This window comes from Niallia oryzisoli, from assembly GCF_036670025.1.
In the GTDB taxonomy this organism is placed as follows: domain Bacteria; phylum Bacillota; class Bacilli; order Bacillales; family Cytobacillaceae; genus Bacillus_BD; species Bacillus_BD oryzisoli.
On sequence record NZ_CP137640.1, the window covers coordinates 244,569 to 259,581 of the forward strand.

The window sequence follows — 15,013 nt, forward strand, 5'->3', positions numbered from 1 at the left end:
AGCGTTTTTAATATTATTATTTACTCATAGAGATGATCAATAGTTAACCAACAAGTGATAATTCCATCACAAACGTTGATTTTTTTAACTATCATTGAATGCGCTAACAAGTTGGAATTATCGGAATATATTTTGTTAATTCAGATCCCAGCAGTATCGTGTATATCTCTTTTATGTAATACGGAGAAGTATACTTTCGCGTATTAATTTAACTGTTTTTTCTGTTGGGAAATTATTATTCTAAAGACTACATACATGAGTTACTAGTCGATCATCGAAACTATATTTTTTGAATTATAGCTAGAAATCATAGGAGGTGACGAGGGGTTTAATAATTGGTGGTTAGGCATTTACTAAATAAAAAATCCCTTAGGGGGGGACGAGTATGAGTAGTCAAGCCGTAAAGAAAAGAGACCATAAAAGTTATTTGCAAGTTATTATGATTTCAGCAACATTCGGGGGACTTCTATTTGGGTATGACACGGGTGTAATTAATGGGGCACTTCCATTTATGTCAAGACCTGATCAACTTAATCTAACGCCAGTGACGGAAGGGTTTGTTACAAGCTCATTGTTGTTTGGGGCAGCAGTCGGTGCGTTCTATGGAGGAAGACTAGCAGACCGCTTTGGCCGCCGAAAAATGATTCTAAATCTTGCTTTGTTATTTTTCCTTGCAACACTTGGAACAGCCTTTGCACCAAACGTACCGGTTATGGTTGTATTCCGATTCTTATTAGGTTTGGCAGTTGGTGGAGCATCATCCATGGTACCGGCCTTCTTAGCAGAAATGGCACCCGCGGAGAAGCGTGGCCGGATGGTAACCCAGAATGAGATTATGATTACAGGCGGACAATTATTGGCTTATGTGTTTAACGCAGTTCTTGGTGTGACATTGGGTGATATTGGTCATGTATGGCGTTACATGCTTATCCTATGTGCGATACCAGCGGTTATGCTATTTATTGGTATGTTAATTGTCCCGGAAAGCCCACGTTGGTTGGCTTCAAAAGGAAGAAAAGAAGAAGCATTAAAAGTTTTGAAACAAATCCGTGATGAAAATCGTGCACTAGATGAGTATAAAGAAATTGAAGAAGCAGTGAAAAAAGATGAAGAATTTAAAAAGGCATCAATTAAAGACTTTAAAGCACCTTGGTTAAGACGTATTTTATTAATTGGTATTGGGGTTGCAATGGTCAACCAAATTACAGGAGTTAACTCAATCATGTATTACGGTACTCAAATTCTTCAGGAATCTGGTTTTGGTACACAAGCTGCTTTAATTGCCAATATTTCGAATGGATTAATTTCGGTTCTTTCGGTATGTTTTGGAATTTGGTTGATCGGAAAAATAAACCGCCGCCCTATGTTAATTGCTGGATTATCAGGAACTTCAAGTGCGCTGCTATTGATTGCAATCTTTTCAAATGTCCTTGAAGGAACGGCAGCACTTCCATATGTTGTTCTCTCGTTAATGGGTTTGTTCCTGATCTTCATGCAAGGATGTATCGGTCCTGTAACTTGGTTAGTGATTGCTGAGATTTTCCCGCAGCGGTTAAGAGGGCTTGGTTCCGGTATTAGTGTATTCTTCTTATGGATTGTAAACGCTATTATCGGTTTCTCATTCCCGGTATTGCTTGGAACAATTGGTTTATCTGCAACCTTCTTCGTATTCGTAGCTCTAGGAATCATGGGAATCATCTTCGTCTACAAGTGTATGCCTGAAACAAATGGTAAAACACTTGAAGAACTTGAAGAAGAATTCCGTTTAAAGTATGACAAGAGCAGTAAAGTTACATTAATAGATAAGGTTCAATAATTGAGTGAAGCAAGTGTTTTGAAGTAGAGACAAGTCTCTAGATAAAGAAGAGGCTTGTCTCCGATATGAATTTTTATTCACTAGAAAAAACGGCTAATGATTAAGTTAATAGATCTGGAGATGTTTTAGATGACAATTAAAATTTCAGGAGCACCTTGTTGCTGGGGTGTAGATGATCCAAAAAATCCATACCTTCCACCTTGGGAAAGAGTGTTGAGTGAAGCATCACAAGCTGGTTATAAAGGAATTGAATTAGGGCCATATGGCTATATCCCGATGGATATAGAACGAGTACATGCAGAACTTGTTAAGAACGATTTGACAATTATAGCTGGAACGATTTTTGATGATTTATTATCAGAATCTAATTTAGAAAATTTACTACATCAAGTAGATGATATATGTTCGTTAATTACAAAACTTCCGCCTGCACCGCAGGAAGAAGGTCAAAAATTTCCAACTCCTTATTTAACTGTTATGGATTGGGGACATGATGAACGTGATTATTATGCAGGTCATCCAGATAAAGCAGTAAGGCTATCTGATAAAGATTGGAAGCAAATGATGGAACATGTTCGGTTAATCTCTGAGCGTGCGAAAAGCTACGGGGTACGTGCTGTCATTCATCCGCATGCAGGTGGGTACATCGAATATGAGGATGAAATTAATAAACTTTTAGAAGATATTCCATACGAAACGGCAGGACTTTGCCTTGATACTGGGCATCTATATTATGCAAAGATGGATCCAGTTGAGTGTCTTAGAAAATGTGCAGATCGATTAGATTATATTCATTTTAAAGATATAAATCTTAAAGTCTATGATGAAGTAATGAATGAGCGTATCCGTTTCTTTGATGCATGTGGAAAAGGTGTTATGTGTCCAATTGGAAAAGGTGTTATTGACTATGATTCGATTCATAAATTATTGCAGGAAATCAATTATCACGGCTATATCACAATCGAACAAGAACGCGACCCAAGAAATTCCGATACTAGCTTACGTGATGTGAAGCAAAGCGTGGATTATTTAAAGAGTGTCGGTTATTAAATCGGACATTTACTCATGAGAAAAGAGGTAATGACAGATGATTTTTGGAGAAAGAAATATTGAAAAACCAATTCGTTGGGCGATGGTAGGCGGCGGCAGAGGAGGCCAAATCGGTTATATCCACCGTTCAGCTGCATTACGTGATAATAATTTTCAATTAGTAGCAGGGGCTTTTGATATTGATCCAGTACGCGGGAAAGACTTTGGAGTTAATCTACATGTTGATTCAGAACGCTGCTATCCTGATTACAAAACCATGTTTGCTGAAGAGGCGGAACGTGAAGACAGTATCCAAGCAGTTTCGATTGCCACACCAAATGGTACTCATTTTGAAATTACAAAGGCTGCTTTAAATGCTAGCTTGCATGTAGTATGTGAAAAGCCATTATGCTTTACGACTGAAGAAGCAGAGGAGTTAGAAGCTTTAGCAAAAGAGAAAAACCGTGTTGTTGGTGTTACTTATGGTTATGCAGGACACCAGATGATTGAACAGGCACGTCAGATGATTGCTAATGGAGACTTAGGGGAAATTCGTATTGTAAAAATGCAATTTGCACACGGTTTCCACTCTGAAGCGGTCGAAGAAAAAAGTGCAAGTACAAAATGGCGCGTGGATCCTAAAGTGGCAGGACCTAGCTATGTATTGGGTGATGTCGGTACGCATCCATTGTTCTTATCAGAGGTAATGCTTCCAAACTTTAGAATTAATCGATTAATGTGTTCACGTCAAAGCTTTGTTAAAAGCCGAGCTCCATTAGAAGATAATGCTTTTACTATTATGGAATATGATAACGGTGCAATTGGATATGTTTGGTCTTCCTGTGTCAATGCCGGAGCCATGCATGGCCATTCGATTCGTGTAGTTGGTTCAAAAGCAAGTATTGAGTGGGATGATGAACGTCCTAATCAGTTACGCTATGAGGTTCAAGGGAAGCCAGCTCAAATTTTAGATCGTGGAATGGACTATAACTATCCTGAAGCATTAGTAAACGATCGTATTGGTGCAGGTCATGCGGAAGGTCTATTTGAAGCATGGTCAAACCTATATACTCGTTTTGCTCTTGCTATGGATGCTGCGGACCGTGGGGAAACTTTGGAAAATATGTGGTACCCAGATATTCATGCAGGGGTTGAGGGAGTTCGCTGGGTAGAAAACTGCGTACGTTCTGCTGATAATGGTGCCGTTTGGGTAGATTATAAATAAAGTAGTTTTCTAGTTAAGAATGGAGGTCTGTCGAATATCCTGTAGACCTCTTTTCTTTATTAAAATAGGGAGCCCAGGAAATAGAGCACTTGTCTTTAAAATACAAAAACAAGTCTTCAGAGTATAAATACTTTATCAGTGATATGTCCTATAATCATAAACATAAATTGGTTTGGTAATGGTTACAGTAAAATGGTCTGCCGAATAACTTAAAAACTACTTATATTAGTAAACCTTTAACTATGAAAGGGGAAAATGATATTGCGTTTAGCATACGATCCGTCTCATTATCGTGACAATACGAATTTAAAAGATACAATCGACACAGTTGCCAGATTAGGCTATGAATGGGTAGAGTTATCCCCGAGGAAGGATTTTATTTGGTTTTATGAATATCCAAAGGTAGATAAGCAGCTAATCAAAGATTTAAAAAGATATTGCCGTGATGCGGGCGTTAAAATTTCTTCTGTTCTTCCCGTGCAGCAATGGTCATCACCAAAAGAGGAAGAACGTCAAGCAGCGGTGAGAAATTGGAAACGCTGCATCGAGATTACCTCTGAATTAGGCGTTGACTTGATGAACAGTGAGTTCAGCGGTGACATAAGCCGTCCGGTTGAAAGTGAAGCTGCTTTCGTTAAATCAATGGAAGAGCTAATGCCAATTTTTGAAGAGGAAGGCATTAAACTTAATTTACAATCACATCCTAATGATTTTATTGAGTTAAACATTGAGGCGGTTCGAATGATCCATGCGCTAGATAAGAACTGGATTAAATTAGTTTATTCTGTTCCGCATGCGTTTTACTATGATAACGGTATTGGTGATGTTGCAAAACACATCGATGAAGCAGGAGATTTACTTGCACATGTTCTAATCGCAGATACTTTTAATCATAAGGCGGCATTTGGATTACGCTATATTATTAATCCTCCTGATGCGAAGGTTACTATTCACCAGCATTTAAACCCAGGTGAAGGGGAAGTAGATTTCGATACTTTATATCGGAAACTAAGAGAAATTGAGTTTGATGGAATCGTGACAAATGCAGTTTTTGCTTACCCTGATCGACCTGAATGGTCTAATGATGTTACATTAAAATCTATTAAAGAAGGATTATATATTTAGGAAATAGCGGTTTAAAAAAGGGAGTAGCTCATTATGAGCTACTCCCTTTTAAATATGATAGGAAAGATGTCTTTAAAATACAAAAACAAGTCTTCATTTTATAAATACTTTATTTATAAAATGTCCTATAATCATAAATGTAAACAATAACCGATTAACCATAAAATCTACTGTCAACGCTTACAATCAATAAAGATTTTTAAGCTCCTATATAATGAGGGTATTATATCAATATACTAAAAAATATATTTTGTAATAGTTCCCAAAGTTACATTTGTAGGAGTATAATTTACTGAATATTATGAATTATTTTAAAATTATTGATAAGTATATTTTAATGAACAGACAGCAGAAAAATCGGAGTTTGTTGTTTTAGACCAGTAAATCTATTAATTAATTAGTCATTTAAAAGGGAGGATTCTGAAATGTTAAATGGGGAAAAGTATGCTCATCGAATAGCGCAAAATGGAGCGTCATTTCAAGTTCATTATTGGGGGGTGATGCCGACCCATTATGATAATCTACTACATAAACATTCCTTTTTTGAGATTTGTTACGTTGTTGACGGAACAGGAATGTATATAGACGATGATCACACTTATCCACTCCAAAAGAACACCATATTTTTTTCAAGACCAGAAGTTATGCACCAAATAAAAAGTGATGATGGTTTATTTCTGCTGTATGTTGGGTTTGAATTAATCGAATCTGAATCAAGTGGAGAGTTGATAAGGAGAATGGAGGAGGCTAAACGCTGCTCTAAAGTAGTTATCAATGAAAAGGATGATAATGAAACTTTGTTGTTATGGCAATCTTTGTTGATTCAAAAACGTGAACATGCTTTTTTCAATGAGATACTAACAAATTTAGCTTCTTCCTTGATTCTTTTGCTGCTACAGACATTTGTTCCATATTCAAATAATAATGATGATAGATACATCCTGCAACAACTTCTTTACTCGTTAACACAGCGACACTATACATAAAAGATAATATATCTAACCCTTTGAAGCTACCTGATGTAGCGAAGCATCTGCACATATCCGGCAGACATTTGTCCCGAATGTTTGTATCAGAGTTAGGTATCAGTTATTCAGAGAATGTTCAAGATGAAAGGCTGCAGTAGGCTGCTAAATTACTTAAAACAACTGACATGTCTATCAAAGATATTGCTGAAGAAACCGGCTTTACATCTGTTTACTATTTTACCCGCGTGTTTACTTCAAAGTTTAGGAGTTCACCAGGAAAATTTCGCTCTTTATATTCCAACAAAAAAACGAAAAGTTTTAATAATGGTGTTACCTCCTCCATTTAGTACTTACACTAAATGGATTTTTTTTGTAGTTAATTTGGCTTGCCTGTATTAAATAAATGTCCTTAAAAGACAAATATATAATGTAATATATTTATTGTTTTAATAGTTTATATATAGAAATTTTCTATTTTACTAAAAATATATTGACTGAAAACGCTTTTACCATTATTATCAATTCATAGAGGTTATCAAAAGTTAACCAAAATGTAACATAAAGTTCGTGATATTTATTGACAACATCATCAAGGTATGGTTAATATGATATAGTTTCTGTATAAATCAGAATTAACAGTTAACTAGTTAATCAAAAGTAGCCCAACCTCGTCTAATAAATTTTTACTTAATTTGTTGTCCAAATAAAAATTTAATTTTTAGCGCTAGTTGGGCTTTCATAACAGCAACAAATGAAAACGTTTACTTCTACGAATTTTCAGATATTAAAAATGGCTATTCCTTAATAAAAATAATATACCGGAGAGGTGGATAAATATGGCGAGAAAAGTCCGTACAGCTGTATTTGGACTAGGAAGATTGGGTTACTGGCACGCTGTAAATGTGACAAAGAATCGTAATGCAGAACTTGTGACTATATGTGATGTGAGTTTAGAGACAGCAGAGCGAATTGCAAAGGAACTTGAGGTTCCATGCTATACGAATAATCCAGAAGATGTATTTCAAGATGAAACAATTGAAGCTGTCATTATTGCAACTCCAACGAGTACCCATTTTGACTTATTAAAAAGAGCATCTGAATCAGGAAAAGCCATATTCGTTGAAAAACCGCTGACAACTGATCTAAACGATGCAAGAAAAATTCAAGAAATCATACATACCAATCATACAATCTGTCAGGTTGGTTTTATGCGTCGCTTTGATCCTGCATATGCAGAGGCAAAAAGACGAATTGCAGCTGGTGATATTGGTAATCCAATCTATTTCCGGGGGATTTCACGTGACCCTCAAGCACCGCATGAATCGTTTGTTGAGCACAGCGGCGGAATATTTGTCGATGTCTCTATACATGATTTTGATATTGCGCGCTATCTAATGAATTCAGAAGTAACATCTGTAAGTAGTCATGGCAGTGTTTTAAAATATCCTTTTGTTAAGAAATATGATGATGTTGATCAAGCCCTGACCTATATTGAATTTGCTTCAGGTGCTGCCGGTGATATAGAAGCTAGCCGTAATGCCTATTATGGCTATGATATCCGCGCAGAAGTAATTGGCACCGAAGGGTCAATTTTCATAGGTAATTTAAGAGAGCATGATATTCAAATTCTAACAAAGGCAGGAAATACCCACGATATTTTACCTGACTTCCCTGTTCGATTCAAAGATGCTTACAATATCGAACTTGAAGACTTTTACAAAGTGGTACTTGAAAAAGGAACACCGCAAATTACAGTGGATGATGGGGTAAAGGCACTCGAAATTTCGTACGCAGCTAGGAAATCCTACCAAAGGGGACAAAAGGTAAAATTAGATGTTTTACAAAGCCTAGTATAAATATTTAATTAGTAGGATTAAATCTAGCTAATTGATTTTATAAAAATAATAAAAAAGCTTCCCGCTATTAAAGGAAGTAGTAGAAAGGAGTCTGTTCATGGTCTCATCTTCAGGGAGTCTCCTCGAATTAAAAGGTATTGTGAAAAGCTTCGGTCAAAACCACGTGTTAAAAGGGATTGATCTTGAAGTTAGAGCTGGGGAAGTACATGTACTATTAGGGGAAAATGGTGCAGGAAAGTCTACCTTTATTAAAATTATCACGGGTGCCTATCAAAAGGATGCTGGTGAAGTATATTGGAATGGTCAAAAGGTTGATATTCAAAAACCATCTGATTCAATTGCGTTAGGAATTGCCACCATTTATCAAGAGTTAAACGTCATACCAGAATTAAAAGTCTATGAAAATATCTTTCTTGGAAGAGAGCTCAAAAAGGGCGGAAAATTTTCCATGCTTGACATTGATGCGATGCGCAAAGAAGCAGAACGCTGCTTAGGAGTGCTTGGCCAAAGTCCGGATCTTGCCGACAAACCGGTAGGAGAGCTCGGTATCGGGCAGCAGCAGCTTGTTGAGGTAGCGAAAGCCATTGCATTGGATGCGAAGCTAATCATATTGGATGAACCAACATCCAGCTTGAGTGCACAAGAAGTAGAACAGCTATATGAGGTTGTTGAAGGTTTAACAGCAAAAGGAATTGCGATTGTGTTCATTTCCCACCGTCTTGAAGAAATCAAGCGAATGGGCGATCGATTAACGATCCTCCGTGATGGCTACAAAATTGAGACCATTCCGGTTGCAACAACAGATCCAGATTACTGGATTGAGCTAATGGTAGGCCGCTCGTTGGATGAAAAGTTTCCTAAACAATCTTTTACACTTGGAAAAGAGGGCTTTAAAGTAGAAAACCTTCTTGTTGAAGGAACAAAAGAACCAGTTAGTTTTTCAATCAACTACGGTGAAATTGTCGGGTTTTCAGGACTTGTTGGAGCGGGAAGAACAGAACTGGCAAGGGCAATCTTTGGCGCTGACAGTAAAAATAAGGATGCAAGGATATTTATTGATGGTAAACAAGTTAACATAAATTCTCCTCGTGATGCCATTGATGCTGGGATTGCTTTTATTACAGAGGACAGGAAAAGTGAAGGGCTTCTGCTTGACCAGCCTGTTGATATGAATATAGCACTTGCTAACATGAAGGGATTTAGGGGAAAATCCAAACTGCTTGATTTAAAAGCGATGCGTGTGGAAGCAGAAAATTACATTAAAGAATTAAAGGTCCGTCCTAGCAGTATTGATCTTCATGCACGGAACTTCAGCGGTGGAAATCAGCAAAAGGTAGTAATAGCCAAATGGCTTTGTACAAAGGCAAAGGTTTTCATATTTGATGAGCCGACAAGAGGTATCGACGTTGGGGCCAAAGTAGAGGTTTATCGTTTAATGAATCAGCTTGTTGAAAATGGTGCTATTGTTTTTATGATCTCTTCAGACCTTCCGGAAATTCTCGGTATGTGTGACAGGGTATATGTAATGCATGAAGGAAAAATCACTGCAAATATACCAATTGAAGAGGCTACGCAGGAAAGAATTATGAAAGCGGCTACAGGGGGTTGAGAAAATGAGTCAAGTAGCAGTAAATCCAGTAAATGAAACAGTCAAGGAAAAGAAAACATTAAAGAGCTATCTTGGTAAGTTCGCACCACTTTTGGCTCTTGTTATTTTGTGTATAGGTTTCGCAGTACTGTCAGACAAATTCTTAACAGTAGATAATATCACGAATATTTTCCGTCAATCATCTATTAATGCATTGTTATCTGTTGGTATGCTATTAGCGATCTTAACAGCAGGGATTGACTTATCGGTTGGTTCCATTCTTGCTCTGTCTATTATGGTTATGGGTCTTGTGTCAGTGACATGGAATATGCACCCAATCCTAGGAGTGCTTTCCGTGCTTGTTGTCGGAGCAGGTTTTGGATATCTAAACGGAATTCTGTTAACAAAATTACGCTTACCACATCCATTCATTTCTACGATGGGTACACAGTTCATCGCACGCGGCTTAGCGTTAATTGTAACAGCAGCGGCACCAATCGCTGGATTCCCATTCATGATTCAGTTTTTAGGCAGTGAGTTTATCGGACCAATGCCTGTCAGCTTCCTTCTTGTTATCGTTGTTTATGTATTCATGCATATTTTCTTAACAAGAACGCAGACAGGACGCTATATTTATGCAATCGGCGGTAATCCGGAAGCAGCTCGTCTTTCTGGTATCAACGTTGACCGCATCTTAATTATCGTATACACAATCAGTGGATTAATGGCAGGACTTGCCGGTTTAGTTATGGTTGGACGTGTTAACTCTGCATTCCCGCTTGCCGGATTACAATATGAGTCAGATGCAATCGCAGCTGTTATCATCGGCGGTGCCAGCTTCATGGGTGGTGTTGGTACAGTATCAGGTACATTAATTGGGGCAATGACAATCGCCGTTCTACGTAATGGATTGAATCTATTGAACGTATCTGCTGACTCTCAGTTAGCGATCATCGGTATGGTTATCATTGGGGCTGTGTTTGTAGATGTACTTCGTAACCGTAAAAAGAAAAAATAATTGATTATTAGTTTACTAGAAAAAGAAAAACTTGGCGGTAGGATAGCAGTACAAAAACTGGGGAAATAGCAGGCAGTATCACATTAGGGTTTCATAAAAAATTATTATACAAACTATGATTACTGGGGGCATTAGTATGAATAAGAAGGTTAAATTATTCGGTATGGCAGTAGCACTTTCAAGTATGGTATTTGCAGCTGGCTGCGGTAACAGCAGCAAAGAGGCGTCCAGTACTGAATCTAGCGGTGGAAAAGGCGGCGAGAGTGTTGCCGTTGTTTTAAAAACATTATCAAGTCCATATTGGAAGTATGTTGAAGCAGGGGCCAAAGCTGCGGGTGAAGAGCTTGGAGTCGATGTAACAGTTGTTGGACCATCTTCAGAAGCAGAAGTTATTCAACAGGTTAACATGCTGGAAGACCAAGTCAGCCAAGGTCCTGGTGCGGTTGTAGTATCTCCTACGCAGCCTGAAACAGTTGTACCAGTATTAGAAAAGGCAGCAAAGGATATACCAGTTCTTCTTATTGATAGTGATGCAGATTTCGAAGGAAAAACAACCTTTATTGGAACAGAAAACTATTCAGCTGGACAGGAAGGTGGAAAGTTACTTGCTTCCATGCTTAAAAAGGGAGATAAAGTCGTATTAATTGCAGGTGCGCTTGGAAACCCTGCGACAGATACACGTATCAAGGGTGCTAAAGAAGCACTTGAAGCAGCAGGCATGGAAGTTGTAGCAGAGCAGCCTGCAGATAGTGATAAAGCAAAAGCGATGTCTGTTATGGAAAATATCCTACAGAATAACAAAGACGTAAAAGGTGTATTTGCAGCCAATGATGATATGGCCATCGGTGCATTACGTGCGATCGAAGCAAAGGGCTTAAAGGATGTTAAAGTAATGGGTGTTGATGGAACGAAGGAAGCTGTTGAGTCTATTCAGGCTGGAAAACTTGCTGCATCTGTTGCCCAAAGTCCATATAACATGGGATATGCCGGCGTTGAAAATGCAGTCAAAGCCATGAAAGGTGAAAAAATTGAAGAACGTATTGACAGTGGAATTGATTTAATTACAAAAGACAACGCTGAAAAACAGTTAGAGTTCTTAAAGAGTATTTCCAAGTAATTAAGCAAATCAAAAAACTTGTAGTAGATCGAATCGATCTACTACAAGCTACATAATGGAAAAGGGCAAAAAAATTTTGCTTATGCAAGTTTTAGCCGTAATGAATAGGAGGTAATGGTCGATGACAACGTTGACTATCGGTATTATTGGAGCAGGTAGAATTGGGAGATTACATGTAGATAATTTAAGATTAATCTCTCAAATTCGTATTAAGAGTATTTCGGATGTATTTGTAAATGATCAGCTAAAAGCATGGGCAGAAGAAAGACAAATCGAAGTCGTAACAACAGATTATCATGATCTTCTTAATGATTCAGAAATCCAAGCAGTATTTATTTGCTCGCCAACAACTACACATGCAACGATTATTAAAGAAGCAGCAGAAGCGGGTAAGCATATTTTCTGCGAAAAGCCAGTTAGTTTCTCAGTAGAGGAAACAGAAGCAGCGCTTGCTGTCGTTGAAAAAGCAGGTGTGAAGCTTCAAGTAGGCTTTAACCGCCGCTTTGATGCTAATTTCCGTAAAGTGCGCAACCTTGTTCAAGAGGGAGCAATTGGTACCCCGCATGTTTTGAAAATTACATCTCGTGACCCTCAGCCACCAGGTGTTGATTATATTAAATCATCAGGCGGATTATTCATGGATATGACGATCCATGACTTTGACATGGCACGTTATATTATGGGCAGTGAAGTTGTTGAGGTATCTGCGCATGGTGCAGTGCTTGTTGATCCGGCAATTGGTGAAGCAGGCGATATCGATACAGCGATTATTACATTAAAGTTTGAAAACGGTGCTCTAGGCGTGATCGATAACAGCAGACAAGCTGTATATGGTTATGACCAGCGTCTTGAGGTATTCGGAGATAAAGGTGTAGCACAGGCTGATAATGTCCGTGAAACGACGGTTGAATTATCAACGGTTGACCGTGTGGAAAAAGAAAAGCCATTATACTTCTTCCTTGAACGTTATACACAAGCATATGTTAATGAAGTAAATGAATTTATTTCTGTTTGCTTAAAGGATGAAGCAGTAAGCTGCAATGGTTTTGATGGATTGCAAGCTGAGCGGATTGCGAAAGCTGCAAAGCAGTCCTTTGAAACAGGTGTACCTGTACAGCTGAAACAAGAGGTAAAAGCTTAATAAAAATTTGCAATCATGTATAAATCGAAAAAATAGATTGGGCTTCCGCTCAATCTATTTTTTTAGAAATGAAAAAAGCTCATTAGGTTTAAGTGACGTAAATTCTACTTATAACACTAATGGGCTTTTCATTTTAGGATAAATAAGAGAGCAGCTTACTATTCTGGAACAACAAGTTGTATATTGTTGTTTCTAGTATATTCTTGATAAGTTTCATTTGGCATCCTGTCAGTAACTATATAATCAATTTCATCTAAACCGCAGTATGTTTTTAAGCCGTACTTATCAAATTTATCATGGTCTACCAATAAAAAGACCTCTGCACTTCTTTCAACAATCGTTTGTTTTAATTCACTTTCAAGTGGCGAAGCATTCGTTACACCATTTGTCAGAGAGATACCTGTAGAGGCCATAAATGCTTTGTTGATATTATAGGTTTGTAATAACTCCCTATTTTGCAGGCTGCCGAATGAATTTGTTTTCCGTTCAAGAATGCCGCCAAATGAAATGATATTTAAGTTTTCAAATAGGAGTGAGCGAACGACAAAGTCTAGACTATTTGTAATAATGCTCAGATGTTTTGTCTTTATAAATTCAAACATTTCAATCGTAGTTGTACCGGAATCAATAAAAATGATATCTCCGTCCTCTACATATTGTGCGGCTGCTTTTGCAATCATCACCTTTTCAGCTTGATTTCTGACTTGTCGATCAGTGAATGATTCAAGTTTGGCACGATTGTCATCATTTACAGCAACACCGCCGTAGACCTTTTTAATGTCTCCTTGTTCAACTAATTCCTGGATATCTCTTCTAATCGTATTTTTAGATACATTAAATACTTTCACCAGTTCATCTAAAGATACTGATTTGTGTTCAAGAACGTATTCATGAATTTTATTAATACGTTTATCTTTAATCATGGTTAATTTCTCCCTCGGACTATTACGTTAAATTATTGTTATCGTTTACATATATTTATACTTCTATATTACCAAAAAAATCACCAAAACTTAACCAAAATTTTAAAAGAAAATCATGTAAATATATATGAAAGAAATAATTTCTATTAACACTATTATTATATTGTATGCACTTACATTTTAAAAGTAAGGCACCATCATTTTTATTGCTTAGAGTTATGGACTGATTTATCTGAGAAATATGGATGTGGTGAAAAATCCATAATCTTGTTATAGTCTGTTTATCGCGTTGAAGCGGGAAATTGGGTTTAGGAGGAATATCAATGATTACAGGTACAGATCGTGTAAAAAGAGGTATGGCAGAAATGCAAAAAGGCGGCGTCATTATGGATGTTGTGAATGCAGAGCAGGCAAAAATTGCGGAGGAAGCCGGTGCGGTTGCCGTTATGGCGTTAGAGCGTGTTCCTTCTGACATTCGTGCTGCCGGAGGCGTAGCAAGAATGGCTGACATTTCTATCGTTGAAGAGGTAATGAATGCCGTTAGTATTCCTGTAATGGCAAAAGCGAGAATCGGCCATATTGTAGAAGCTAGAGTACTAGAGTCCCTTGGTGTTGATTACATAGATGAAAGTGAAGTGTTAACACCGGCAGATGAAGAATACCATTTAAATAAAAAAGACTTTACCGTTCCATTTGTATGTGGATGCCGTGATTTAGGTGAAGCTGCACGTCGTATTGGGGAAGGTGCTTCTATGCTTCGTACAAAGGGTGAGCCTGGAACAGGGAATATCGTTGAAGCTGTCCGCCATATGCGTAAAGTAAATGCCCAAGTTCGTAAAGTTGTCCACATGAATGAAGATGAGCTAATGACAGAGGCAAAACTTCTTGGTGCACCATATGAGATTTTGCTGCAAATTAAAGAACTTGGTAAACTTCCGGTTGTTAACTTTGCTGCCGGCGGTGTAGCAACACCAGCTGATGCTGCATTAATGATGCAATTAGGCGCAGACGGTGTGTTTGTCGGTTCGGGTATTTTTAAATCTGAAAACCCAGCTAAATTTGCCAGAGCGATTGTAGAGGCTACTACTCATTATCAAGACTATAAGTTAATTGCTGAGCTTTCAAAAGGCCTTGGTGCTGCAATGAAAGGAATTGAAATCTCTACACTTGCGCCGGAAAATCGTATGCAGGAACGCGGATGGTAAGG

At 37.8% G+C, this 15,013-nt stretch carries 11 protein-coding genes and 1 pseudogene; 11 read left to right on the top strand and 1 reads right to left on the bottom strand.

All coding sequences use genetic code 11. The annotated features are described in order from the left end of the window. Positions 1-385: 385 nt before the first annotated feature. The 10 genes and pseudogenes from R4Z09_RS01300 (at position 386) to iolG (R4Z09_RS01345) (ending at position 12,883) form a co-directional block, all read left to right on the top strand. The gene (locus R4Z09_RS01300) at positions 386-1,816 is read left to right on the top strand and encodes a sugar porter family MFS transporter (protein ID WP_338450623.1); all 1,431 of its coding nucleotides are present in this window, start codon (positions 386-388) and stop codon (positions 1,814-1,816) included. Between the two features lie 129 nt (positions 1,817-1,945). Further along, positions 1,946-2,866 (top strand): sugar phosphate isomerase/epimerase family protein, encoded by a 921-nt coding sequence (locus tag R4Z09_RS01305; RefSeq protein ID WP_338450624.1) that lies wholly within the window; start codon positions 1,946-1,948, stop codon positions 2,864-2,866. Between the two features lie 37 nt (positions 2,867-2,903). Next, positions 2,904-4,070: a Gfo/Idh/MocA family oxidoreductase gene (locus tag R4Z09_RS01310; protein WP_338450625.1), complete on the top strand. Its 1,167-nt coding sequence runs from the start codon at positions 2,904-2,906 to the stop codon at positions 4,068-4,070. A gap of 261 nt (positions 4,071-4,331) precedes the next feature. Beyond that, on the top strand, positions 4,332-5,195 hold the full coding sequence (locus R4Z09_RS01315; protein WP_338450626.1) for a sugar phosphate isomerase/epimerase: 864 nt from the start codon (positions 4,332-4,334) through the stop codon (positions 5,193-5,195). Positions 5,196-5,620: 425 nt separating this feature from the next. Then, a pseudogene (locus R4Z09_RS01320) lies at positions 5,621-6,510 on the top strand (AraC family transcriptional regulator). 489 nt (positions 6,511-6,999) lie between these two features. Further along, the gene (gene iolG, locus R4Z09_RS01325; RefSeq protein ID WP_338450627.1) at positions 7,000-8,019 is read left to right on the top strand and encodes an inositol 2-dehydrogenase; all 1,020 of its coding nucleotides are present in this window, start codon (positions 7,000-7,002) and stop codon (positions 8,017-8,019) included. A gap of 97 nt (positions 8,020-8,116) precedes the next feature. Further along, a complete protein-coding gene (locus R4Z09_RS01330) occupies positions 8,117-9,628 on the top strand; it encodes a sugar ABC transporter ATP-binding protein (protein ID WP_338450628.1) in 1,512 nt (503 codons plus the stop codon). Positions 9,629-9,632: 4 nt separating this feature from the next. After that, positions 9,633-10,625, top strand: a complete 993-nt coding sequence (locus R4Z09_RS01335) for an ABC transporter permease (protein ID WP_338450629.1) — start codon at positions 9,633-9,635, stop codon at positions 10,623-10,625. A gap of 136 nt (positions 10,626-10,761) precedes the next feature. Then, entirely contained in the window at positions 10,762-11,742 is a 981-nt protein-coding gene (locus tag R4Z09_RS01340; RefSeq protein ID WP_338450630.1) for a sugar ABC transporter substrate-binding protein, read from the top strand. Positions 11,743-11,863: 121 nt separating this feature from the next. After that, positions 11,864-12,883, top strand: a complete 1,020-nt coding sequence (iolG, locus tag R4Z09_RS01345; protein ID WP_338450631.1) for an inositol 2-dehydrogenase — start codon at positions 11,864-11,866, stop codon at positions 12,881-12,883. A gap of 158 nt (positions 12,884-13,041) precedes the next feature. Here the strand turns inward: iolG (R4Z09_RS01345) and R4Z09_RS01350 are convergent, their stop codons facing one another. Then, positions 13,042-13,806 (bottom strand): DeoR/GlpR family DNA-binding transcription regulator, encoded by a 765-nt coding sequence (locus R4Z09_RS01350; protein WP_338450632.1) that lies wholly within the window; start codon positions 13,804-13,806, stop codon positions 13,042-13,044. A 323-nt stretch (positions 13,807-14,129) separates the two neighbouring features. Between R4Z09_RS01350 and pdxS the strand changes: the two genes are divergently transcribed. Continuing rightward, the gene (pdxS, locus tag R4Z09_RS01355; RefSeq protein WP_338450633.1) at positions 14,130-15,011 is read left to right on the top strand and encodes a pyridoxal 5'-phosphate synthase lyase subunit PdxS; all 882 of its coding nucleotides are present in this window, start codon (positions 14,130-14,132) and stop codon (positions 15,009-15,011) included. The last annotated feature ends 2 nt before the right edge of the window (positions 15,012-15,013 follow it).